Source organism: Agromyces sp. Marseille-Q5079, assembly GCF_051016555.1.
In the GTDB taxonomy this organism is placed as follows: domain Bacteria; phylum Actinomycetota; class Actinomycetes; order Actinomycetales; family Microbacteriaceae; genus Agromyces.
On the sequence record NZ_JBPEJF010000010.1, the window covers coordinates 68,278 to 91,508 of the forward strand.

The 23,231-nt window shown below is 71.2% G+C and carries 21 protein-coding genes and 1 tRNA gene; 6 read left to right on the forward strand and 16 right to left on the reverse strand.

Features of this window, described 5'->3' with window-relative positions:
- Nucleotides 1-196: 196 nt before the first annotated feature.
- The 10 genes from ACR3IO_RS18000 to rplU form a co-directional block, all read right to left on the reverse strand.
- Nucleotides 197-269, reverse strand: a tRNA-Ala gene (locus tag ACR3IO_RS18000).
- A 90-nt stretch (nt 270-359) separates the two neighbouring features.
- A complete protein-coding gene (gene rsfS, locus ACR3IO_RS18005; protein ID WP_434072606.1) occupies nt 360-728 on the reverse strand; it encodes a ribosome silencing factor in 369 nt (122 codons plus the stop codon).
- 43 nt (nt 729-771) lie between these two features.
- Nucleotides 772-1,926, reverse strand: a complete 1,155-nt coding sequence (locus tag ACR3IO_RS18010) for a hypothetical protein (protein WP_434072607.1) — start codon at nt 1,924-1,926, stop codon at nt 772-774.
- The gene (nadD, locus tag ACR3IO_RS18015) at nt 1,923-2,525 is read right to left on the reverse strand and encodes a nicotinate-nucleotide adenylyltransferase (RefSeq protein ID WP_434072608.1); all 603 of its coding nucleotides are present in this window, start codon (nt 2,523-2,525) and stop codon (nt 1,923-1,925) included. The genes ACR3IO_RS18010 and nadD overlap by 4 nt, the downstream gene beginning before the upstream one ends.
- Before the next feature lie 14 nt (nt 2,526-2,539).
- Entirely contained in the window at nt 2,540-2,764 is a 225-nt protein-coding gene (locus tag ACR3IO_RS18020; RefSeq protein ID WP_434072609.1) for a hypothetical protein, read from the reverse strand.
- Between the two features lie 51 nt (nt 2,765-2,815).
- A complete protein-coding gene (locus ACR3IO_RS18025; RefSeq protein ID WP_434072610.1) occupies nt 2,816-4,084 on the reverse strand; it encodes a glutamate-5-semialdehyde dehydrogenase in 1,269 nt (422 codons plus the stop codon).
- 9 nt (nt 4,085-4,093) lie between these two features.
- Nucleotides 4,094-4,912, reverse strand: a complete 819-nt coding sequence (gene proB / locus ACR3IO_RS18030; RefSeq protein WP_434072611.1) for a glutamate 5-kinase — start codon at nt 4,910-4,912, stop codon at nt 4,094-4,096.
- Complete coding sequence (gene obgE / locus ACR3IO_RS18035; protein ID WP_434072612.1) at nt 4,909-6,465, reverse strand: GTPase ObgE; 1,557 nt, start codon at nt 6,463-6,465, stop codon at nt 4,909-4,911. The genes proB and obgE overlap by 4 nt, the downstream gene beginning before the upstream one ends.
- A 69-nt stretch (nt 6,466-6,534) precedes the next feature.
- The gene (gene rpmA / locus ACR3IO_RS18040; RefSeq protein ID WP_376954774.1) at nt 6,535-6,792 is read right to left on the reverse strand and encodes a 50S ribosomal protein L27; all 258 of its coding nucleotides are present in this window, start codon (nt 6,790-6,792) and stop codon (nt 6,535-6,537) included.
- 28 nt (nt 6,793-6,820) lie between these two features.
- Nucleotides 6,821-7,129 carry a 50S ribosomal protein L21 gene (rplU, locus tag ACR3IO_RS18045; RefSeq protein WP_434072613.1) on the reverse strand — a complete coding sequence of 103 codons (309 nt, stop codon included), beginning with the start codon at nt 7,127-7,129 and terminating at the stop codon, nt 6,821-6,823.
- A gap of 235 nt (nt 7,130-7,364) precedes the next feature.
- On the opposite strand from rplU, the gene ACR3IO_RS18050 reads away from it, so the two are divergent.
- Nucleotides 7,365-7,655: a DUF4031 domain-containing protein gene (locus tag ACR3IO_RS18050; protein ID WP_434072614.1), complete on the forward strand. Its 291-nt coding sequence runs from the start codon at nt 7,365-7,367 to the stop codon at nt 7,653-7,655.
- A 37-nt stretch (nt 7,656-7,692) separates the two neighbouring features.
- On the opposite strand, the gene ACR3IO_RS18055 is transcribed toward ACR3IO_RS18050, so the two are convergent.
- Complete coding sequence (locus tag ACR3IO_RS18055) at nt 7,693-10,461, reverse strand: Rne/Rng family ribonuclease (RefSeq protein ID WP_434072615.1); 2,769 nt, start codon at nt 10,459-10,461, stop codon at nt 7,693-7,695.
- A gap of 274 nt (nt 10,462-10,735) precedes the next feature.
- Between ACR3IO_RS18055 and ACR3IO_RS18060 the strand changes: the two genes are divergently transcribed.
- Nucleotides 10,736-11,362, forward strand: a complete 627-nt coding sequence (locus ACR3IO_RS18060; RefSeq protein ID WP_434072616.1) for a vitamin K epoxide reductase family protein — start codon at nt 10,736-10,738, stop codon at nt 11,360-11,362.
- An 80-nt stretch (nt 11,363-11,442) separates the two neighbouring features.
- Here the strand turns inward: ACR3IO_RS18060 and ndk are convergent, their stop codons facing one another.
- From ndk to ACR3IO_RS18085, 5 genes are all read right to left on the reverse strand, one after another.
- On the reverse strand, nt 11,443-11,865 hold the full coding sequence (ndk, locus tag ACR3IO_RS18065; RefSeq protein ID WP_157413817.1) for a nucleoside-diphosphate kinase: 423 nt from the start codon (nt 11,863-11,865) through the stop codon (nt 11,443-11,445).
- Nucleotides 11,862-12,299: a DUF4233 domain-containing protein gene (locus ACR3IO_RS18070; RefSeq protein WP_434072617.1), complete on the reverse strand. Its 438-nt coding sequence runs from the start codon at nt 12,297-12,299 to the stop codon at nt 11,862-11,864. Before ACR3IO_RS18070 ends, ndk begins: the two co-directional genes overlap by 4 nt.
- Entirely contained in the window at nt 12,296-13,693 is a 1,398-nt protein-coding gene (locus ACR3IO_RS18075) for a bifunctional folylpolyglutamate synthase/dihydrofolate synthase (RefSeq protein WP_434072618.1), read from the reverse strand. The genes ACR3IO_RS18070 and ACR3IO_RS18075 overlap by 4 nt, the downstream gene beginning before the upstream one ends.
- Complete coding sequence (ileS, locus tag ACR3IO_RS18080; protein WP_434072619.1) at nt 13,690-16,998, reverse strand: isoleucine--tRNA ligase; 3,309 nt, start codon at nt 16,996-16,998, stop codon at nt 13,690-13,692. The genes ACR3IO_RS18075 and ileS overlap by 4 nt, the downstream gene beginning before the upstream one ends.
- 294 nt (nt 16,999-17,292) lie before the next feature.
- Nucleotides 17,293-17,946, reverse strand: coding sequence for a TetR/AcrR family transcriptional regulator (locus tag ACR3IO_RS18085; protein WP_434072620.1), 654 nt, complete (start codon nt 17,944-17,946; stop codon nt 17,293-17,295).
- Between the two features lie 72 nt (nt 17,947-18,018).
- Here ACR3IO_RS18085 and ACR3IO_RS18090 point away from each other — a divergent pair, with 72 nt between their 5' ends.
- From ACR3IO_RS18090 to ACR3IO_RS18105, 4 genes are read left to right on the forward strand one after another with little or no spacing between them, the layout of a single operon-like run.
- Nucleotides 18,019-19,671: an ABC transporter substrate-binding protein gene (locus ACR3IO_RS18090; protein ID WP_434072621.1), complete on the forward strand. Its 1,653-nt coding sequence runs from the start codon at nt 18,019-18,021 to the stop codon at nt 19,669-19,671.
- Between the two features lie 4 nt (nt 19,672-19,675).
- Nucleotides 19,676-20,626, forward strand: a complete 951-nt coding sequence (locus ACR3IO_RS18095; protein ID WP_434072622.1) for an ABC transporter permease — start codon at nt 19,676-19,678, stop codon at nt 20,624-20,626.
- On the forward strand, nt 20,623-21,477 hold the full coding sequence (locus tag ACR3IO_RS18100) for an ABC transporter permease (protein WP_434072623.1): 855 nt from the start codon (nt 20,623-20,625) through the stop codon (nt 21,475-21,477). The genes ACR3IO_RS18095 and ACR3IO_RS18100 overlap by 4 nt, the downstream gene beginning before the upstream one ends.
- Nucleotides 21,474-23,186 carry an ATP-binding cassette domain-containing protein gene (locus ACR3IO_RS18105; protein WP_434072624.1) on the forward strand — a complete coding sequence of 571 codons (1,713 nt, stop codon included), beginning with the start codon at nt 21,474-21,476 and terminating at the stop codon, nt 23,184-23,186. The genes ACR3IO_RS18100 and ACR3IO_RS18105 overlap by 4 nt, the downstream gene beginning before the upstream one ends.
- Nucleotides 23,187-23,231 lie beyond the last annotated feature (45 nt).

Below are 23,231 nucleotides of genomic sequence, written 5' to 3' on the forward strand. Positions count from 1 at the left end.
CGGTCCCACGGTATCGCGTCGCGTCGGGCGACCTGAGGAGGCAGCGTGCTGAGCGTGCACACCACGCGCGCGTGCGGTTCGGCAGTCTCCTGATCGAGTGTGGACAGGAGGCCTCTCGCGCTCCTGCACACGCGCATCCATCCCGTGGAAACACGAATGGCCGGCACTGGAAGTGCCGACCATTCGTGGTATTCGGTGGATCTGAGGGGACTCGAACCCCTGACCCCCTGCATGCCATGCAGGTGCGCTACCAGCTGCGCCACAGACCCGTTCTGCCTCGCTTGAGGCAACGAATTGAGCTTACACCAGCCTGCCGCCCGGAACGAAATCGAGGGAAGCTCGGGTGCTCGCCCACCTCGTCAACCGGCGAGGAGGGGCTCCAACGGCACCGCCGGGCAGTCGAGCCAGAGTCGCTCGAGGCCGTAGTACATGCGGTCCTCGGGGTGGAAGACGTGCACGACGAGGTCGCCGAAATCGAGCAGGATCCATCGGCCCGTGCTGTGCCCCTCGCGACGAAGGGTCTTCGACCCGGCGTCGCGGAGGACGTCCTCGATCTCGTCGGCGATCGCGATGACGTTGCGCTCCGACGTTCCCGTGACGAGGAGGAAGACGTCGGCGAACGGCAACGGCCCCGACACGTCGAGCGCGACGAGATCGTCGCCGCCCTTCGCGTCTGCGGCACGCGCCGCGATGGCGAGAGAGTCGAGGGCGTGGTCGGATGCGGTCATACGCTCGTTTCCGGTCGGAATGGATGTCTGGAGGTGGCCGGGATCAGAAGAGCCCGGTGAGTGCGCCGACGACCAGCGTGGCGACGACGCCGAGCGCCAGGACGCCGGCCGTGACGGCGAGCACCAGCGGCATGTTCATGCCCTCCTTCGAGGGCGGGGCCATGACCGCCTTCGCGGCGCTCTGGGTGCTGATCGCACGCGTGGCCGAGACCGGTGCGCCGGCGCTCGCGCCGTCTTCGACCTGGTCGAAGAGGCGATCGACGTCGGAGGAATCGATCTGGCTCGGGTGGACGCCGGTGGCGCCGTAACTGCGCGGCAGGTCGATCGAGCCGGTGACGATGATCTCGCCGTTGTCGGCGAGCGGTGCCGGGATGCCGGTGTGGTCGGGCAGCGCCGGGAGGATGAGGGCGTTCGTCGTGGTCGGCACGCCGCGGCCGACGCCACCCCGTGAGAGCACCTGATCGTACGGCTGCGCCTCGACCGGGGCGTCGAGCTGGGACGTCCAGTGGCCGACGGGCTTCGCCGCCGCGATCGGCTGCTCGGCCGCCGAGGCCGCCGCCTCCTGGTGCTGGATCGGTTGCCGCGGCATGGCCGAGGCCGGCGGCATCGCGCCGGACACCCCGAATGCAGCGGCGGGTGCGGCAGCCGCCGGAGCCTGCTGTGCGGGGGCCGGATACGGCGTCGCCGTCGGAGCGCGCGGCGCGTCCATGGCGGTCGCGCCGGCGACTTCCTCGTCGAGGTCGTCGAGATCGTCGGCGCCGGCCGCGTCGCCCAGCATCGCGCGAAGCTCTCGACGGGTCAGCGTGCGTTCGGGCGTGCGGGCGACCGGAGCCACGGGCGCACTGGCTGCCGGCGCGGCGGGTGCCGGCACGGCCGGTGCGGGCGTCACCGATGGCGCGAAGTTCGCCGGGGGCGCCGCAACGGGCGGAAGCGGGGCGACCGGGGCCGGATACGGCGACGGCTGCGCGTACGGCGAGGCCTGTGGTGCGGGGCGCTGGGCGCCGTTCACGGGTGCCGCCGCCGGAGCGGCGTAGGCGGGCACCGGAGCCGGCGGCGCAACCGGCTGCGGGGCGACCGGCTGGACGGGCCTGGTGGCGTTCGCCGCCTCATTCGGGGTCGGCGAAGCTGCCTGCTCCTGCAGGCGTTCGCGCTCGCGCATCTCGCGGCGCGTCAGCTGTGGTTCCTGCGACGACGTCATTCGACACTCCGATAGAGGTGGTGCTTCGAGATGTACTGGACGACCCCATCGGGCACCAAGTACCACACCGGGAAACCCCGGCGCACCCTGTCTCGGCAATCGGTCGATGAGATCGCCAATGCCGGGACCTCCAACAAGCTTACGTCCTGCTCCGGCAAACCGTGAATGGAGAGGTCATGTCCCGGTCGACTCACAGCCACGAAGTGCGCGAGCTCCCAGAGCTCGGCGACATCCTTCCAGGAGAGGATCTGCGCGATGGCATCCGCTCCGGTGATGAAGAAGAGATCGGCATCCGCCCGCTCGCGCCTCAGGTCGCGGAGCGTGTCGATGGTGAACGTGGGCTTGGCCCGATCGACATCGACGCGGCTGACCGTGAAGCGCGGATTGGACGCCGTCGCGATGACGGTCATCAGGTACCGGTGCTCGGCCGTCGTGACGTTCGACTTGTAGCTCGGCTGCCCGGTCGGCACGAAGACGACCTCATCGAGCTCGAGCGACTGGGCTACCTCGCTCGCGGCGACGAGGTGGCCGTGGTGGATCGGGTCGAACGTGCCGCCCATCACGCCGACGCGAGGTCGACGCGGCTCAGGGCTGGTCACGGCGCCGGACCGGCTCAGTGCCCGTGGCCGCCGTGCTCGGCTCCGTGACGGGCGGCGAAGGCCTCGGCCTTGGCGCGGTGGCGGTTCGCGACGTCGCGGTACGACGCGACCACGAACCCGAGCACGGCGAAGATGCTGAGGGTGATGAGGCCGTAGGCCCACGCCTCCATGGGCAGCTCGCGCGCGTTCACCGACTCGGATGTCAGAATGCCGGTCAGGACCGTGCTGGAGAGGCTCATTCGCCGATTCCTTTCGAAGACTTCAGTGGTGCTCGAGACAGTCTAGCGACGTCAGGCGCGCACATGACCGGCACCACGCACGATCCACTTGGTGCTCGTGAGCTCGGGAAGCCCCATGGGGCCCCGTGCGTGCAGCTTCTGCGTCGAGATGCCGACCTCTGCGCCGAAGCCGAACTCGGCGCCGTCCGTGAACCTGGTCGATGCGTTGACCATGACGGCCGCGGAGTCGACCTCGTTCAGGAAGCGCTCGGCGTTCGCGAGGTCGTTCGTGACGATCGACTCGGTGTGGCGTGTCGAGAAGGTCCGGATGTGCGCGAGGGCGTCGTCGATCGAATCGACGACCGCGACCGAGATGTCGAGGCTCATGTGCTCGGTCGCGAAGTCCTCGTCGGTCACCGGCAGTGCATCGGGACGCCGGGCGCGCACGCGTTCGTCGGCGTGGATGGTGACCCCGGAAGCCTCGAGCCGGTCGAGCACCGCCGGCAGTACGCGATCCACCGCGTCGCGGTGCACGAGCAGCGTCTCGAGCGCGTTGCAGACACTCGGTCGCTGGACCTTCGCGTTGTGCACGAGGTCGACCGCCCACTGCTCGGGCGCGCTCGCGTCGAGGAACATGTGGACGACCCCGGCGCCCGTCTCGATGACCGGCACACGTGCCTCGTCGACGACGGCGCGGATGAGGCCGGCGCTCCCCCGCGGGATCAGCACGTCGACGTAGTCGCGCGCCTGCATCAGGTGGCGCGCGCCCGCACGGCCGTAGTCGTCGACCGTCTGCACGGCCTCGGCCGGCAACCCGACCGCGTCGAGCGCGCCGCGCAGCACGTCGACGAGCACCCGGTTCGTCTGCTCGGCGGCGGTGCCGCCGCGCAGGACGACGGCGTTGCCGCTCTTCAGGGCGAGCACGGCGATGTCGATCGTGACGTTCGGGCGGGCCTCGTAGATCGCGCCGACCACGCCGAGCGGGACGCGGATCTGGTCGATGCGGACCCCGCTCGGGAGCGTGCGCCCGCTGATGGTCTCGCCGACGGGATCGGTCAGCGAGATGACGTCGAGCACGGCGTCGGCGAGGGCGCCGATGCGCTCCTCGTCGAGTGCGAGTCGGTCGAGCAGGCCGGTCGTGAGCCCGGCATCGCGGCCCGCGTCGAGGTCGAGGGCGTTGGCCGCGATGACCTCGCCCGCCCTGGCGCGCAGGTCGGCCGCGATGCGTTCGAGCGCGGCATCCTTCTCGGCGGTCGTCGCGCGCGCGAGGCGGTACGACGCCTCTTTCGCGGCGGCGAGCCGGGCATCGATCACGGTCGCGTCGAAGGCGGGCTGCTCCATGGCTTCAGCCTAGGCGAGCGCCGCCTCGGCGTGGCCCGTGTGACGTCGCGGGGCCGGGTCGAACCAGGTGCCGATCGGGGCGCCGTTGAGCGCGTCGGACACGAGCGGCGTCGCCGTGATCAGCACGGCCACTCCGGCGGCGGCGGCGATGCGAGCAGCGGAGACCTTGGTCTCCGCTCCCCCGGTGCCGACGCCCGCGCGCCCGGTCGACCCGATCTCGATGCCGGCGAGCTCGTCGCCGACGGGCACGTGCGCGATGCGCTCGGCGCCCTCGAGGTGCGGCGGCCGCGTGTAGAGCGCGTCGACGTCGGACAGCAGCACGAGCAGGTCGGCGCCGATGAGCTCGGCGACGAGTGCCGCGAGGCGGTCGTTGTCGCCGAAGCGGATCTCATGGGTGGCGACCGTGTCGTTCTCGTTGACGATCGGGATGATGCGCAGGGCCAGCAGGCGATCGACCGCACGCTGCGCGTTCGAGCGCGGCGTCGCGTTCTCGAGGTCGCCGGCGGTGAGCAGCACCTGTCCGGCGATGATGCCGAACCGGTCGAGGGCGTCCTGGTAGCGCACCATCAGCAGGTTCTGCCCGACGGATGCCGCAGCCTGCTGCGTGGCGAGGTCGTCGGGACGCTCGTCGAGCCTGAGGTAGGGCATGCCGGTGGCGATGGCGCCCGAGGACACCAGCACCACCTCGACGCCGCGGCCGTAGGCCGCCGCGAGGGCGTCGACGAGCGGACGGATCTGGCCCGTGTTCTCGCCGCTGATCGAGGATGACCCGACCTTCACGACGATGCGCTTCGCGTCGACGATGCCGTCGCGGTCGCGCACGGTCATCGCTCGCCCTCGGCCTCCGCCGGCGCAGCGGCCGGGGCGGCCTTCGCGTCGGGTTCGTCGTCGGCCCACATGCCGGCCTCGCGCTCGCGGTCGAGCTCTGCGCGCGCCTCGGCCTTGGCATCCATGCGGTCGTGGTAGTCGCTGCGGCGCTCGGCGCGCGTGGCGCGGCGGCCCTCGTCGAGGCGCACGTCGGTGCCGCGCGGCGCCGTGATGAGCTCCGCCGTCGAGGTGAGCGTGGGCTCCCAGTCGAAGACGACGCCGGTGCCGGGACCGATCACGACCGTCGAGCCGGCGACCGCGCCGGCACGCACGAGCGCGTCCTCGACGCCGAGACGGGCGAGCCGGTCGGCGAGGAAGCCGACGGCCTCGTCGTTCGCGAAGTCGGTCTGCTGCACCCAACGCTCGGGCTTGCCGCCCAGGATGCGGTAGATGGTGCCGTAGCTGCCGCCCTCGGGCTTGACCACGTAGTCGACCTCGTTCACGGGCTTCGGGCGCATGACGATGCGCGGGCCCTCGTCGACGGATGCCGCGGCCTTGCGCTCCTCGTCGACGAGCGTGCCGAGGGCGAAGCCGAGCTGGCGGAGGCCCTCGTGGCTGACCGTCGAGATCTCGAAGACCGTGAAACCACGGGCTTCCAGGTCGGGCTTGACGAGCTCGGCGAGGTCGCGCGCCTCGGGCACGTCGATCTTGTTGAGCGCGATGAGCTGGGGGCGCTCGAGGAGCGGCGTCTGCCCTTCGGGGACCGGGTAGGCGGCGAGCTCGCCGAGGATGACGTCGAGGTCGCTCAGCGGGTCGCGGCCGGGCTCGAGCGTCGCGCAGTCGAGCACGTGCAGCAGCGCCGAGCAGCGCTCGACGTGCCGGAGGAATTCGAGGCCGAGGCCCTTGCCCTCGCTCGCGCCCTCGATGAGGCCCGGGACGTCGGCGACGGTGAACCGGTGGTCGCCGGCCTCGACGACGCCGAGATTCGGGTGCAGGGTCGTGAACGGGTAGTCGGCGATCTTCGGCCGAGCCGCGGACATGGCGGCGATGAGGCTGGACTTGCCGGCCGACGGGTAGCCCACGAGCGCGACATCCGCGATGGACTTCAGGACGAGCTTCACCTCGCCCTCGTAGCCGAGGGTGCCGAGCAGCGCGAAGCCGGGGGCCTTGCGCTTGGTCGAGGCGAGCGCGGCGTTGCCGAGTCCGCCCTGGCCCCCGGGGGCCACGACGAATCGCATGCCGGGCTCGGTCAGGTCGATGAGCTCGGTGCCGTCGGCCTCCTTCACGACCGTGCCGACCGGCACCGGCAGTTCGAGGGGCTCGCCTGCGGCGCCGGAGCGGTTGTCGCCCATGCCGGGCTGGCCGTTGCCGGAGCTGCGGTGCGGGCGTCCGTGGTACGCGAGCAGCGTGGTCACCTGCGGATCGGCGACGAGCACGATGTCGCCTCCGCTGCCGCCGTTGCCGCCGTCGGGACCCGCGAGGGGCTTGAACTTCTCTCGGCGAACCGAGACGCACCCGTTGCCACCGTGCCCGGCGCGCACGTACAGCGTCACCTCATCGACGAAGCTGACCATGCGCCCTGCCTTTCTCTAGAAACACGTGAGGGCGAGCCGAAGCCCGCCCTCACGAAACCTGTCGGTCGGCTATTCGCCGGCCGCCACGATGTTGACCACCTTGCGGCCGCCCTTGGTGCCGAACTGCACCGCGCCGGCCTCGAGTGCGAACAGCGTGTCGTCGCCACCGCGACCGACACCCGCACCCGGGTGGAAGTGGGTGCCGCGCTGGCGGACGATGATCTCGCCCGCACCGACGACCTGGCCGCCGAAGCGCTTCACGCCGAGGCGCTGGGCGTTCGAGTCACGACCGTTGCGAGTGGAGCTCGCTCCCTTTTTGTGTGCCATGTCTGATTCTCCTTGCGAGCCGCTGCTGCTACTTGATGCCGGTGACCTTGAGGCGCGTGAGCTCCTGACGGTGGCCCTGGCGCTTCTTGTAGCCGGTCTTGTTCTTGAACTTCTGGATCACGATCTTCGGACCGCGGAGGTCGTTGAGAACCTCGGCCGTGACCGTGACCTTCGCGAGCGACTTGGCGTCGGAGGTGATGTTGTCGCCGTCGACGAGGAGGACCGGGATGAGCTGGACGTTGCCGTCCTTGTCAGCCTTGATGCGGTCCGTCGTCACGATGGTGCCGACTTCGACCTTCTCCTGCCGACCGCCGGCGCGCACTACTGCGTAAACCACTACTCGTACCTATCTCTGGGGAACCACGGGGGTTCCGACTGTCTGATGGGGTGTCACTGCGCGGGACCCCAGCGGGAAGGAGGGTCGTCACTGCCAGAAAACGATGGTGCAGATGAACTGCAGTGGGCACACCGGGATAAGCGGCGGCACCAACGGTCGAGTTTACCGGATCTACCTGAGTGGGTCAAACGCGGGCCATCGGCGCGTCGCGAACGCCTCGGCCTAGGATCGTGCCATGACCGTGCTCATCGACACGCCGCTGTGGCCCAAGCACGGAACGGTGTGGTCCCACCTGGTCAGCGACGAGTCGATCGACGAGCTCCGCGCCTTCGGCGACCGGGTGGGCCTGCCGCCCAGGGCCTTCGACCTCGACCACTACGACGTGCCCGTCGAGCGCTACGAGGCGCTCATCGCCGACGGCGCCGTCCCGGTCTCCCCGCGCGAACTCGTGCGCCGGCTCGCCGCGAGCGGCCTCAGGGTCTCCCCGCGCGAGCGACGCGAACGGAGACGGGCCCCGTCCGACTGACGTCGTTCGGGACCCGGATCCGATTCGCTGATCAGCCTCAGTCGGTAGCGGATGCCTCGCGCTCGGCGGTGCCCGTGGCCGACCCGTCGGCGCGGGTGATCACCGGTGCGCCGCTCGTCGGCGACAGCGCCGCGGTCGAGACCCGACGACTGCGCGAACGGCCTTCGCCGGCCTTCTTCGGGGCCGGCAGCGCGTCGAGCACGGAGTCGAGCAGTTCCGCGGTGGCCGCGGTCTCGGGGCGGGTGCGCGGCACCGTCACGACCGGGAGGTCGAGGATGGCGGCGACATCGATCGGCGACTCCACGGGAGCCTGCTCCTCGGCCTCGGCCTCGGCCTCGGCCTCGGCACCAGCCTCGACCTCGGGCGATCCGGTCTCGCCGGACGCCTCGACGTTCGGCGCGTCCTCGACGGCGTCGGGCGTCGGAACCGCGACGGGTGCGGCATCCGACGCCTGCTCGTCGGTCGTGGCCGGCTCGGTCTCGGCACTCGGCGTCGTGGCCTGCTCGCGCGAGGCGCGACGGCCTCGGCCGCGACGGCGACCGGGGCGGGTGCCGGACTCGTCGACCGGCTTCTCCCCCGCCGCAGACGCGGCGGCCGTGTCGGCAACGGCCGGGGCCGAGTCGTCGCGGTGCTCGGAGTGCGGGATGGTCGAGGCCGCGATCTGGGCGAGCGCGTGCTTGACGTCCTCGGTGATCGCGTGCGTACCCGTGTGCGCCTTGGGCTCGGCCACGACGTGCTGCTGCTGTTGCTGCGGTGTCGCGCCGGAGGCGTTGCCGCCGCGCCCGGTGCGACGGCGCTCGGGCTGCTGGGGCGCCCGGTGCTTCAGCACGGGCTCGTGGTGCACGACGATGCCGCGACCGGCGCAGACCTCGCACGGCTCGCTGAAGGTCTCGAGCAGGCCGAGCCCGAGCTTCTTGCGGGTCATCTGCACGAGTCCGAGCGAGGTCACCTCGGCGACCTGGTGCTTCGTGCGGTCGCGGGAGAGGCACTCGATGAGTCGACGCAGCACGAGGTCGCGGTTCGACTCCAGCACCATGTCGATGAAGTCGACCACGATGATGCCGCCGATGTCGCGCAGACGCAGCTGGCGGACGATCTCCTCGGCCGCTTCGAGGTTGTTCTTGGTGACGGTCTCCTCGAGGTTGCCGCCGGATCCGACGAACTTGCCCGTGTTCACGTCGACGACCGTCATCGCCTCGGTGCGGTCGATCACGAGCGAACCGCCGGACGGGAGGAAGACCTTGCGGTCGAGCGCCTTCTCGATCTGCTCACTGATGCGGAACTCGTCGAACGAGTCGCGATCGCCGTCGTAGGCCTCGATGCGCTCGAGCAGGTCGGGAGCGACGGCCCGGAGGTAGCGCTCGATCGTGCCGCGCGCCTCGTCGCCCTCGATGATCATCTTCTGGAAGTCCTCGTTGAAGACGTCGCGGACGATCTTGATCAGCAGGTCGGGCTCGGAGTGGAGCAGCGCCGGAGCCTGCACCTTCTCGAGCTGGGTCGAGATGTCGGCCCACTGCGCGATCAGGCGGTTGACGTCGAGCGTCAACTGCTCCTCGGTGGCGCCCTCGGCCGCGGTGCGGACGATGACGCCCTGGTTCTCGGGGAGCACCTCCTTGAGGATCTTCTTCAGGCGCGCACGCTCGGTGTCGGGCAGCTTGCGGCTGATGCCGTTCATCGACCCGTTCGGCACGTACACGAGGTAACGGCCCGGGAGCGAGACCTGGCTCGTGAGGCGTGCGCCCTTGTGGCCGACGGGGTCCTTCGTGACCTGCACGAGGACGCGGTCGCCGGGCTTCAGAGCGAGCTCGATGCGACGCGGCTGGTTCTTCTCGCCGTTCTCGGCGGCGGCGTCCCAGTCGACCTCGCCCGAGTAGAGCACGGCGTTGCGCCCGCGGCCGATGTCGACGAACGCCGCCTCCATGCTCGGGAGCACGTTCTGCACGCGGCCGAGGTAGACGTTGCCGATGAGCGAGGCCTCTTGATTGCGCGCGACGTAGTGCTCGACGAGCACGCCGTCCTCGAGCACGCCGATCTGGATGCGGCCGCCCTTCTCGCGCACGATCATCGACCGGTCGACGGACTCGCGTCGTGCGAGGAACTCCGACTCCGTGATGATGGTGCGGCGGCGTCCCGCGTCGCGGCCGTCGCGCCGGCGCTGCTTCTTGGCCTCGAGGCGCGTCGAGCCCTTGACGCGCTGCGGCTCGGTGATGAGCTCGGGCTCGCGGGGCGTGCGCACCTTGACGACCGTGTTCGCGGGCTGGTCGCCACCGGCGCGCGGCTCCTCGCCGCTCCGGCGGCGGGTGCGACGCCGGACGCTCGAGGCCTCTTCATCGCCGCGGTCGACCCGACCGCCGCGGTCGCCGCCGTCGCGCTCTCCGCGCTCGGGACGTGCCGGCTCGTCGGACACGACGAGCACCGGGGGCGCGTGGAAGATCAGCGAGGTCGTCGTGAGGTTGGCCGGAATCGGCGAGACCGGAGCGGCGGCGACTTCATCGCCTCCGTTGCCGGACGCGGCGACATGGCGCCCGTGGTGCTCGTCGCCGGACGTCTCGCCCGATGCCGAGGCATCGGGCGTGGAGGACTCGCTCGACGCGGCATCCGTCACGGCGTCGGGCTCGACCGCATCGGCCGCGACCTGGTCGGTCACCACCTCGGCGGGTGCGACGTCGACCGGCTCGGCCTGCGCCGGCGGGGTCTGCTGCGCGCCTCGCCCTCGACCGCGCCGGCCGCCGAAGAGGCCGCCGCGCCGCCTGGGCGCGCCTTTCGAATCGGGTTGGTTCGTCTGGTGCTCGTTGCCTTCCACCATCTCTGGTGCACTCCTACGCCGGTCGGGATGGCCGCGCCATCCTCTCCGTACTCTCTCGAGCAGACCTGCGCGTACGCAGGACCGCCAATTCTCACCTACTGCGACCGGCCGGTTTGCCTTGTCGCCACGTCTTGCGGTGTGCTCACCGCCCATGCGGATGCAGTGCATCCGTGAAGCCTTCGTTGGCGTCGTATCCGGGCGCGGCCCGGTCGACTTCCTCGATTATCGCACGATCGGCGGGAAACCCGCCGATCCGGCATGCCAGAATCGAGACATGTCGGATGCCCCCGCCCGCCCGAAACCCATCGCACTGGCCATCACCCTCCTCGTGCTCGGAGCCCTCGGCCTGCTCGCCGCATTCGAACTCTCGCTCGAGAAGGTGCTCACGCTCGAGGACCCGAGCCACGTCCCGAACTGCAATGTCGGCGTCCTGGTGGGGTGCAGCACGAACCTCGCATCCTGGCAGGGGTCGGTCTTCGGATTCCCGAATCCGTTCCTCGGCATGATGGCCTGGCCCGTCGTGATCACCATCGGCGTCGCCCTCTTGGCCGGCGCCACGTTCTCGCGCTGGTTCTGGATCGGCTTCAACGTGGGCGTCACCGGCGCGCTCGTGTTCGTCGGCTGGCTGATCTACCAGAGCGTGTACGTGCTCGACGTGCTCTGCCCCTGGTGCATGCTGACCTGGGCGGTCACCATCCCGCTCTTCTGGATCGTGACGCTGCACAACCTGCGGTCCGGACATATTCCCGCATCGGCACGCGTGCGACACCTCGCCGCCGCCTGGTACGGATGGATCCCCGTCATCACCGTCGTCTGCTACGCCGTCGTGATCCTGCTGGCGCAGGCCCAGATGAACGCGATCCCCCGGGTCCTGATCGACCTGCAGAACGCCTGGCGCTGACCCGCAGACCCGCAGAACGACGGATGCCGCGTCGACGCACGTTGCGTCGACGCGGCATCCGTCGTTCGTGGGGGTGCGACTCAGGCGAACCAGAGCGCGAGCTCGCGATCCGCGGACTCGACCGAGTCGGAGCCGTGCACGAGGTTCTGCTGGACCTTGAGGCCCCAGTCGCGACCGAAGTCGCCGCGGATCGTGCCGGGCGCCGCGGTGGTGGGATCGGTGGTGCCCGCGAGGGAGCGGAAGCCCTCGATCACGCGGTTGCCGGCGACGCGGATGGCGACCACCGGACCCGACTCCATGAACTCGACGAGCGGCTCGTAGAACGGCTTGCCCTCGTGCTCGGCGTAGTGCTTCGCGAGGAGCTCCCGGTCGGCCTGGACCAGGCGGATGTCGACGAGCGAGTAGCCCTTGGCCTCGATGCGGCGCAGGATCTCGCCGGTGAGGTTGCGGGCGACGCCGTCGGGCTTGACGAGCACGAGCGTCTCTTCGATTGCGGTGGTCATTCCTGTTCCTTTCGCTGGGCGGCGACGGCCGCCGCCCTCTCTCGGTCGATGCGTTCGCCGGCGATCATGCAGTAGGCCCAGATGCCGCCGAAGAGGGCCCCGATGAAGAACATCGCGGGGTGGATGAAGCCGGATACGACGATGAGCGCCTGCACGATCCAGCCGAGCGCGTACGCCCAGCGGAATCGGAGCAGCCCGATCGTCGCGATCATGAGCACGATGACGGCGCCGCCGACGACGAGCGGCGCCCATCGCGGGAGCCCGAACGGCCCGCCGTCCTCGGGTGTGAGACCCCAGATCATGAGCGCTCCGAGGAACACCACGATGAGCTCGAACCCGAGCAGGATGGCGGCGAGGCTCGCCCGGACCGATCGTGGTTCCGGCGCCTGCCGGGTGGTATCGGGCTGAGGCCGGGGCTGGTCGGCGTCGCTCATCGAGCGCTCCAGCCGCGGTCGGCGGCGATGCGGATGGCCTCGCCGGCGAGGAGGACCGATCCGGTGACGATCACGGCGCGCTTGTCGCCGTCGGCCGCCCACGCCCGTGCCTCGTCGAGCGCCTCGTCGAGGCGCGGGACGACGGAGACCCGGTCGCCGCCGACCTTCGAGGCGACGAGCTCCGCGAGCTCGGCGGCATCCGTCGCGCGGTCGGAGTCGGGGACGGTGACCACGTAGCGCGCGTCGAGGTCGAGGAGGGCGTCGACGATGCCCGCGGCATCCTTGTCGCCGAGGACGCCGAGCACGATGGCGACCTCGTCGAAGTCGAACGCCTCGCCGAGCGCGACGACCAGCGAACGCGCGCCGTGCGGGTTGTGGGCCGCGTCGACGAGCACCGTGGGCTCGGCGGCGATGATCTGCAGGCGCCCGGGCGAGGTGACCGTGCCGAGCCCCTGCTCGACGACCTCGTCGGCCAGTCGCACGCTGCCCGCTCCGATGAACGCCTCGACCGCGGCGACCGCCACGGCCGCGTTCTGCGCCTGGTGGCTGCCGAACAGCGGCAGGGCGATGTCGTGGTACTCGCCGGCGAGGCCGCGGATCGAGACGAGTTGGCCGCCGACGGCGACCTTCGTTGCGAGCACGGCGAAGGCGTCGTCCTCGACCGCGAGGGTCGACTCGGTGAGGTCTGCGGCGTTCTCGAGGACCTGCAGCACCGCATCCTGCTGATGTGCGGAGACGACGGATGCCGCGGGCTTGATGATGCCCGACTTCGTGCGCGCGATCTCGACGATGTCGTTGCCGAGGCGGCTCTGGTGGTCGAGGTCGATCGGCGTGATCACCGCGACCTGGCCGTCGGCGACGTTCGTCGAGTCCCACTCGCCGCCCATGCCGACCTCGAGCACCATGACGTCGACGGGGGCATCGGCGAAGCACGCGAAGGCGAGTGCCGTGAAGACCTCGAAGAAGGTCAGCGGTGCCTCACCGGCGCCTTCGAGCTCGGCGTCGACGATCGCGATGAACGGTTCGATCTCGAGCCAGTTGCGGGCGATCGCCTCGTCGCTGATCGACGCGCCGTCGATGCGGATGCGCTCGGTGAAGCGCTCGAGGTGCGGGCTCGTGAGCAGGCCCGTCCGCAGGCCGGAGGCGCGGAGCAGGCTCTCGATCATGCGGCTCGTCGACGTCTTGCCGTTCGTGCCGGTGAGGTGGATCACCGGGGCGGAGTGATGCGGGTCGCCGAGGAGTTCCACGGCGCGTCTGGTGGGCGCGAGCCGTGGGCGCGGCGAGCCCTCGCCGACGCGGGCGACGAGGGTCGCGTAGACCTCGTCGGCCGCATCACGGGCCTCGGCCTCGGCCTCGTCGAAATCGTCGGGTCCTGCGCCGGGGGCGTCGGTCATGCCTGCTCCAATCCGATGTGCACACGGGTTCCGCCGGCGAGCGGCTGGGTCGCCGACGAGGTCACGGCGTCGAGCTCGCGAACCTCGAGCGAGGTCGCCAGCGTCTCGCCCGTGATGAGCTCGCGATGCGCCTCGACGGCCGCCTGGGAGGCCGCGTCGAGCGTCAGCGTCAGCGCGATACGGTCGCCGACCTCGAGCCCGGCGCCCTTGCGGGCCTCCTGCACGGCCCGGACGACGTCGCGGGCGATGCCCTCGGCCTCGAGCTCGGGCGTGGTCTCGGTGTCGAGGATCGCGAAGCCGCCGTCGGCGAGCAGGGCGAGGGCGCGGGACCCTCCGCCGGCTCCCCCGGCCTCGAGCACGAGGTCGTACTCGCCCGCCTCGAGGGCGATGCCGCCCGCGACGACCGTGTCGCCGTCGAGGGTCCAGTCGCCCGAGCGAGCGGCCTGGATGGCCTGCTGCACGGTCTTGCCGAGGCGCGGGCCGGCCGCACGGGCGTTGACGCTGAGGCGCTTGGTGACGCCGTACGTCTCGGCGCTGGCGGCGTCGAGCTCGACCAGGTCGACGGTCTTGACGTTGAGCTCGTCGCGGAGGATGCCCTCGAACGCCGCGAGGGCCGCGGCGCCGGTCGTCACGACCGTGAGGGAGGCGAGCGGCAGGCGCACGCGTCGGCCGGCCTGCTTGCGGAGCGCGAGCACCGAGCCGCTGATCTCGCGCACGGCGTCCATGGCGGCGACGAGCGGCTCGTCGGCGGGGAACTGCGAGGCGTCCGGCCAGTCGACCAGGTGCACGCTGCGACCGCCGGTGAGTCCGCGCCAGACCTGCTCGGTCGTGAGCGGCAGCAGCGGGGCCGCGAGCCGCGTGAACGTCTCGAGCACCGTGAACAGCGTGTCGAACGCCTCGCTGCCGGCGCCGTCGTCGGCGACGCCCGCCCAGAACCGGTCGCGGGATCGACGCACGTACCAATTGGTGAGCACGTCGGCGAAGTCGCGGAGCTTGGCCGCGGCCATGGTCGAGTCGAGGTGCTCCAGGTCGTCGGTGACGGCCGTCACGAGGTCGCGCAGCTTGGCGAAGAGGTACCGGTCGAGCACGTCGGTGGAGTCGGTGCGTGCGGATGCCTCGTAGCCGCCCTCGCGTGCCGTGTTGGCGTAGAGCGAGAAGAAGTACCACGTGCTCCAGAGCGGCAGCATGACCTGTCGCACGCCCTCGCGGATGCCCTCCTCGGTGACGACGAGGTTGCCGCCGCGCAGCACCGGGCTCGCCATGAGGAACCAGCGCATGGCGTCGGCGCCGTCGCGGTCGAAGACCTCGGACACGTCGGGGTAGTTGCGCAGCGACTTGGACATCTTCTGGCCGTCGTTGCCGAGCACGATGCCGTGGCTGATGACGTTCTTGTACGCGGGGCGGTCGAACAGCGCCGTGGAGAGCACGTGCATCACGTAGAACCATCCGCGGGTCTGCCCGATGTACTCGACGATGAAGTCGGCGGGGTGGTGCGTGTCGAACCACTCGCGGTTCTCGAACGGGTAGTGCACCTGTGCGAACGGCATAGACCCGGAGTCGAACCACACGTCGAGCACGTCGGGGATGCGCCGCATCGTGCTCTTGCCGGTGGGGTCGTCGGGGTTCGGTCGCGTCAGGTCGTCGATGTACGGCCGGTGCAGGTCGGGCTCCCCTGCCCCGTTCAGCGGCAGGCGGCCGAAGTCGCGCTCGAGGTCCTCGAGGGACCCATAGACGTCGACACGGGGGTACTCGGGGTCGTCGCTCTTCCAGACCGGGATCGGCGAGCCGAAGTACCGGTTGCGGCTGACCGACCAGTCGCGCGCACCGGCCACCCACTTGCCGAACTGCCCGTCCTTGACGTTCTCAGGCACCCACGAGATGTCCTGGTTGAGCTCGCCCATGCGGTCGCGGAACTCGGGCACGCGGATGAACCAGCTCGAGACGGCCTTGTAGATCAGCGGGTTGCGGCAGCGCCAGCAGTGCGGGTACGAGTGCTCGTAGCTCGCCTGCCGGATGAGGCGGCCCTCGGCCTTCAGCAGTTGGGTGAGCGGCCTGTTCGCGTCGCTCCACAGCTGGCCCGCGACATCCGTCACCTCGGGCTTGAAGCGACCGCCGTCGTCGAGCGAGAGGATCACCGGGATGCCGGCCGCCTCGCCGACCTTCTGGTCCTCCTCGCCGTAGGCGGGGGCCTGGTGCACGATGCCCGTGCCGTCCTCGGTGGTGACGTAGTCGGCGACGAGGATCTGCCAGGCGTTCTGCACGCCGTACGCCTCGACGTCGGCGTAGTAGTCGAAGAGCCGGTCGTAGGTGACGCCCTCGAGTTCGGCGCCGCGCACCGTGCGCGAGACTGCCGCGCGGGCGTCGTCGGCCGAGTCGTATCCGAGGTCCTTCGCGTAGCCGCCGAGCAGGTCGATCGCGATCAGGTACTCGCCGCCCAGCACCTCGGTGTCGGATGCCGCGCCGCCGGCCCGCTCGCGCAGCACGGTCGCGTCGGGGGTGCCGTTCGGGCCGGCGGGCACGACCGCGTACTCGATGTCGGGGCCGACCGCGAGCGCGAAGTTCGTGGGAAGCGTCCACGGCGTCGTCGTCCAGGCGAGGGCGCGCACGGCCGTGAGACCGAGGGACTCCGCCTTCGCGCCGGTGAGCGGGAAGGTCACCGTGACGGTCTGGTCCTGGCGCATCTTGTAGACGTCGTCGTCCATGCGCAGCTCGTGGTTGGACAGCGGTGTCTGGTCGCGCCAGCAGTACGGCAGCACGCGGTGGCCCTCGTACGCGAGGCCCTTCTCGTGCAGCTGCTTGAACGCCCAGATCACCGACTCCATGAAGGTGGTGTCCAGCGTCTTGTAGTCGTTCTCGAAGTCGACCCAGCGCGCCATGCGGGTGACGTACTCCTGCCACTCCTTGGTGTAGCGGAGCACCGACGAGCGTGCGGCCTCGTTGAAGGCGGCGATGCCCATCTCCTCGATCTGGGACTTGTCGGTGATGCCGAGCTGGCGCTCGGCCTCGAGCTCGGCCGGCAGGCCGTGCGTGTCCCAGCCGAACCGGCGGTGCACCTGCTTGCCGCGCATCGTCTGGAAGCGCGGGAAGACGTCTTTCGCGTACCCCGTGAGCAGGTGCCCGTAGTGCGGCAGGCCGTTGGCGAACGGCGGGCCGTCGTAGAACACCCATTCGGGCGATCCCTCGCGCTGGTCGATCGACGCCTGGAAGGTTCCGTCGGCGTTCCAGTAGGCGAGGACCTGCTGCTCGCCTGCGGGGAAGTCTGGCGACGGCGCGACGCCGTGCTCGTCGGGGGTGCGCGGGTACACGCGGGCTCCTTCGATCAACGAATGCTTCCGCGAGGACGCCGGAGCTCTTCGAGCCGCCGCCGCGGTACCACCTCGCTTGCCGCGCCGAGCGCGACCCCTCTTGCACGGCGATGACGGGCCGGCCCGTTCGGTTCTACTGACGAGCGGCGGCCAGGGCATCCGTTCGCGTTCTTCCGAAGACTCCCCGGTGATGGCCGGATCGACGTCGTTGCCTCGATTGTACGCGTCACGACCGCTCGAACGCGTCGTGCGCGCCCGAGTCCGGCCGGAGCCGTCGGCCGATGGCGGCCGTGCTCACCGCCCGGGCGCGTCGAGGACCGGCGCGAATCCGCGGCAGACCGGGGCGACCGCACGACGGACCTCGTCGGCCAGGTCGCCTCGTTCGACGCCGGCCATGGCCCACGCACCGGCGCCGGTCGCCGCGGCCGCGGTCGACGCGTTGGCGGCGGCCCGGACGAGCGCCCCGTCGACGCCGGGCGCCCGCTGCGCGAGGAAGTCCGAGAGCGCGCGGGCGACGCGGAGGAACCGCCCGAGGCCGGCCGCGAGGAACTCGTCGTGCGTGGCCATCGGCTCGCGCTGGCTGAGCGCGATCGGGACGGCGCGATGCGGATGCCGCGCGGCGAGCGCGACGAGGGCGTGCTCGAGCGCGGCCGATGGCCTGCTCGTCTCGGGGGCGTCCTCGAGGATCGTCGGCAGGGCGGCGAGGGTCTCGTCGGCGTCGAGCCAGAGCAGGTCGGACTTCGCGGCGAAGTAGTTGAAGAACGTGTTGCGGCCGACGCCGGCGCGCTGCGCGATGTGGTCGATGGTCGTCTGGGCGTAGCCCTGCTCGAGGAAGAGCTCGCTCGCGGCGTCCTCGAGGGTGCGCCTCGAGGACGCGCGGGGCCGTCCGCCGCGGGCGCGCGAGGCCTCGCTCGATGCCGTGGTGCCGCGACCGTCGGATTCCGTCATAGACTCATTATGGACTGAGTACGAAAACCTCGTCCGCCTCCCCCCGATCCCACGCAAGAGGAGCACGCCCGCATGACGTCGCGTCGCATCATCCGCCCCCTCCCCATCGCCGCGCTCGCGGCGGCGAGCGCCCTCCTGCTCGCGGGCTGCACGCCGGCGGCCGACGCGCCCGAGGCATCCGGCGACCCGGTGACGGGCGGCACGCTGGTCTACGCGTCCGGCGACGCCGAACCGAGCTGCCTCGACCCGCACGTGGGCGGCAACTACCCGCAGGCGCTGATCGCTGGTCAGTTCCTCGAATCGCTCGTCTCCCTCGACGAGTCCCGGCAGGTCATCCCCTGGCTCGCCACCGAGTGGACGACGAGCGACGACGGACTCACGTGGGACTTCACGCTCCGCGACGACGTGACCTTCACCGACGGCACGCCGTTCGACGCCGAGGCCGTCAAGGTCAACGTCGAGCACCTCCAGGACCCCGACACGCAGTCCTCGACCGGCTACCTCGCGCTCGGCAAGGTCGCCTCGGTCGAGGTCGTGAGCGACACGGTCGCGCGCTTCCACCTCAGCGTGCCCGACAGCGCGCTCCTCGAGTCCCTGTCCCAGCCGTGGACGGCGATCGAGTCGCCCGCCGGCATCGCCCGCGGCATGGACGAGAACTGCCTCGCGCCGGTCGGCACCGGCCCGTTCATCGTCGACGAGTGGGTGCCGCAAGACCACGTGTCGCTCGTGCGCAACGACGACTACGTCAGCGGCCCCGCCGATCGCGCGCACGAAGGCGCCGCCTACCTCGACGGCATCGAATGGCGCTTCATCCCCGACTCGGCCTCGCGCTACGCGGCGCTGCAGGCCGGCGAGGTCGACATCATCGACAACGCCCAGCCCGACACGCTCGACCAGGCCGAGAAGTCCGGCACCCTCGTCGAGATCGACGCCCCTCGCCCCGGGGCGGCCAACCGCATCGAGCTGAACTCCGGCCAGGCGCCGTTCGACGACGTCCGAGTGCGCGAGGCGTTCATCCGTGCCGCCGACGTGAACGACGGCATCGACTCGCTCTTCTTCGGCACCGCCGATCGCTCGTACTCGGTGCTCTCCAGCGTCGAGCCGGTCGCGTACTCCGACGACTCGCTGTTCGGCACCGACCTCGATGCGGCGAACGCACTGCTCGACGACGCCGGGTGGACCGAACGCGACAGCAGCGGCATCCGCCAGAAGGACGGCGTGCCGCTCACGCTGCGCTTCCCGGTGTCGACGAACCAGTCCATCCCCGCCGAGCAGTCGCTCTTCGAGCAGGTGCAGGCCACCGCCAAGCAGGCCGGGTTCGACGTGCAGCTCGAGCCGGTCGACCTCTCGAGCTGGTACGGCGCGCTCGCCGCGCACGAGTACGAGCTCGTGAGCGCCCCGTACACCAAGGTCGGGCCCGACGTGCTGCGCATCCTCTACCACTCCGACAGCATCACGCCCGCGCCGAGCGGATACTTCGCGAACCTCGCACAGCTCGACGACCCCGATCTCGACGCGCTGCTGACGGGCGCGGCATCCGAGTCCGACGCCGACGAGCGGGCGTCGCTCTACGAGCAGGCGCAGCAGATCATCCTCGGCGGCTTCTACGCCCTGCCGCTCTACGACCAGCAGAACCACTTCCTCCACTCGCCGAAGCTGCAGGGCGCGCGCGCCATGCCGACGGTGTCGACGCCGACCTTCGCCGACGCCTGGCTGGCAGACTGAGCGGATGCCACGAAGCCGCGTCCTCCGGCGGGTCGCACTGCGACTCGCCGGAGCGGTGTTCGTGCTGTGGGCCGTCGCCACGCTGACCTTCTTCGCGATCCACCTCGTGCCGGGCGATCCGGCGCAGGCGATCCTCGGCGGACCCGGCTCGCAGGCGTCGCAGAAGGCCCTCGACCAGGTGCGCGCCGACTACGGCCTCGACCAGCCGCTCGTCGTGCAGTACGTCGCGATGCTCGGGCGACTGCTGACCGGCGACCTCGGCGACTCCTACGACCTGAAGACGCCCGTCGCGGCGCTCATCGGCGGGCAGCTGCTCGGAACACTCGCCCTCGCGGGCCTCGCGCTCCTCGTCGCATGGGTGCTGGCGGTCGGGCTCGCGCTCTGGTCGACGTCCGCGGGCCGGGTGGGGCGTGCGATCGCCGGCGGCCTCGAGCTCACGGCGGCGGCCCTCCCCCACTTCTGGCTGGCGACCGTCCTCATCGCCGTGTTCTCGACGACGCTCGGCTGGCTGCCGCCGGTGTCCAACGACGCCGTGTCGGGTCTCGTGCTGCCGGTGATCACGCTCGCGGTGCCGCTCGCCGGCTTCCTCGCCCAGATCATGCGCGAGCAGATGCTGCAGGCGCTCGAGCAGCCCTTCGCCGTCTCCGCGGCGGCGCGCGGCGAGACGGCGGCGGGCGTGCGGCTCCGGCACGCGTTGCGGCATGCGGCCCTGCCGGCGATCAACCTGTCGGGCTGGGCGGTCGGCTATCTGATCTCGGGCGCAGTCGTCGTCGAGACGATCTTCGCCAGGCCCGGCCTCGGCCGCACGCTGCTCCGGGCGACCGAGCTCCGCGACGTGCCCGTCGTGGTGGGCGTCGTCCTGGTGGTCGCGCTGGTCTACGTGCTCATGACGATCGCGACCGACGTCGTCTCCCGGCTCGCCGACCCCCGCATGGCACGCGAGGAGTCCGCATGAGCGATCTCGAACTCTCGAACCGCGCGGTCTCGGGGCGATCGCTTCCGCGCCCGCCACGCATCGGAACGCTCGTCGCCCTGGCATTCGTCGCCTGGCTCGTCGTCGCGACGTTCTGGCCGGCCGTGCTCCAGACGTACGACCCCGACGCCATCGCGCCGCGCGACGCCTTCGCACCGCCGTCCTCGGCCCACTGGTTCGGTACCGACGAGTCGGGTCGCGACGTCTACAGCCGGGTCGTCGAGGGCACCGCGGCGTCGCTCCTCATCGGGGTCAGCGCGACCGCGATCGGCCTCGCGCTCGGACTCGTGCTCGGCGGGCTCGCTGGCCTCGGCGGGCGGGCGCTCGACTTCGTGGTCGGCCGCGTCAACGAGGTGCTCTTCGCCTTCCCAGGCATCCTCCTGGCGCTGCTGATCATCGTGCTGTGGGGTCCGGGCCCGGTCACCGCGACGATCGCCGTCGGGCTGTCGACGGCTCCGGGCTACGCCCGCATCATCCGCGGCGAACTCGTGCGCGTGCGCACCTCGTCGTACGTCGAGGCGGCCCGGGTGCTGGGGCACGGCCAGGCACGGGTGCTCGTGCGGCACATCCTGCCGAACGCGCTCGCGCCGCTCGTGGTGCTCGCCACGCTCGGCATCGGGCAGGCGGTCGTGTGGGCCTCCGCGCTGAGCTACCTCGGCCTCGGCGCCCAGCCGCCGGCTGCGGAGTGGGGCGCGATGCTGTCGGCCGGGCGCATCTACATCACGACGGCGTGGTGGCTCACGGTGTTCCCCGGCCTGATGATCGTGCTGACGACCATCACGACGACGGTGCTCGGCCGCACCCTCGCGGCGCGGGACGGAGCCCGACGATGAGCGCGCGCGAACCGGTGATGGCGCCGGCTCCGGCGCGCAGGCCGGGTCTCGTGCTCGACGTCGCGGGCCTGTCGGTGTCGTTCCGCGACGGCCGCGACCGGCGAGAGGTGGTGCACGGCATCGACCTGGCCGTCGAGGCCGGCCGCTGCGTGGCGGTCGTCGGCGAGTCGGGCTCGGGCAAGTCCGTCACCGCACGCGCGCTGCTCGGCCTCGCGGGCCGCGGCGCCCTCGTGCGAGCCGATCGCCTCGAGGTCGCGGGAGCCGACCTGCGGGGAGCGGGCGAACGCGACTGGCGTCGGGTCCGCGGCGCGCGGGCCGGCCTCGTGCTGCAGGACGCCCTCGTCTCGCTCGATCCGCTGCGCACCATCGGCCGCGAGATCGCCGACCCGCTGAGACTCCACCTGCGGATGCCGCCCGCCGCGGCCCGTGCGCGGGCGCTCGAGCTGCTCGAGCTCGTCGGCATGCCGCACCCCGCACTGAACATCGATCGGCGCTCGGGCGAGCTCTCCGGCGGCATGCGGCAACGGGCGCTCATCGCCGCGGCCCTCGCCCTCGACCCGCCGCTGCTCATCGCCGACGAACCCACGACGGCGCTCGACGTCGGCGTGCAGGCGCGCGTCCTGGGCCTGCTCGAGGCCGCCCGCGATCGCGGCACCGGGGTGCTCCTCATCAGCCACGACCTCGCCGTCGTCTCCCGGGTCGCCGACTACGTCGTCGTGCTGCACGACGGACGGGTGGTCGAGCAGGGGCCGACGGCCGAGATCCTCGGCGCGCCGCGGCATCCGATCACGCGGGCCCTCATCGCGGCCGTGCCGACCGAGGTTCCGCGCGGCGTGCCGCTCTCGCGCGCGAACGACCGGGCGGATGCCGCAGCGCCGAGTGCCGCGAACCGGTCAGGTGTTCCCGGGCCGGCGGCCGAGGCGACGGCATCGCACATCCTCGAGGGCCTCGGCCTCTCGAAGTCGTTCGGCTCCGGGGCGACGGCCGTCCTCGCCGTGCAGGACGCGTCGTTCCGGCTCGAGCGGGGCCGCACGCTCGGACTGGTCGGCGAGTCCGGATCCGGCAAGAGCACGCTGGCACGCCTCGTGCTCGGGCTCACGTCGCCTGACGCCGGAGAGGTGCGCTTCGACGGCGGTGCATGGTCGACGCTCCCCGAGCGCGAGCGCCGCCCGCTCCGTCCGCGACTCGGCGCCGTGTACCAGGATGCGTTCGGCTCGTTCGACCCGCGCTGGAACGTGCGTCGCATCATCCGGGACGCCCTGGCGACCGCCCGGGCCGACGCCACGGATGCCGCGGTGACGGCGCTCCTCGAGCAGGTGCACCTGGCCCCCGGCGTCGCCGCGCAGCATCCGCTCGACCTCTCCGGCGGCCAGCGCCAGCGGGTCGCGATCGCCCGTGCTCTGGCCGGGTCGCCCGAGGTGCTCGTCTGTGACGAGCCCGTCTCCGCGCTCGACGCCACCGTGCAGGCGCGCGTGCTCGACCTGCTCGACGAACTCCAACGCGAGCGGGGACTCGCCGTGCTGCTGATCTCGCACGACCTGGGCGTCGTACGGCACATGAGCGACACGATCGCCGTCATGCGCAGCGGCCGGATCATCGAGCAGGGCGATGCCGAACGCGTGTTCGGGGACCCGCAGCACGAGGCCACCGCGGCCCTCATCAGGGATTCGCCGCGGCTCGTCGACCGTCGCCCGGATTCGAACCGCTAGGCTTGAGCGTCAACATTCAGGCACCTCACCACTGACTCGGTGCCG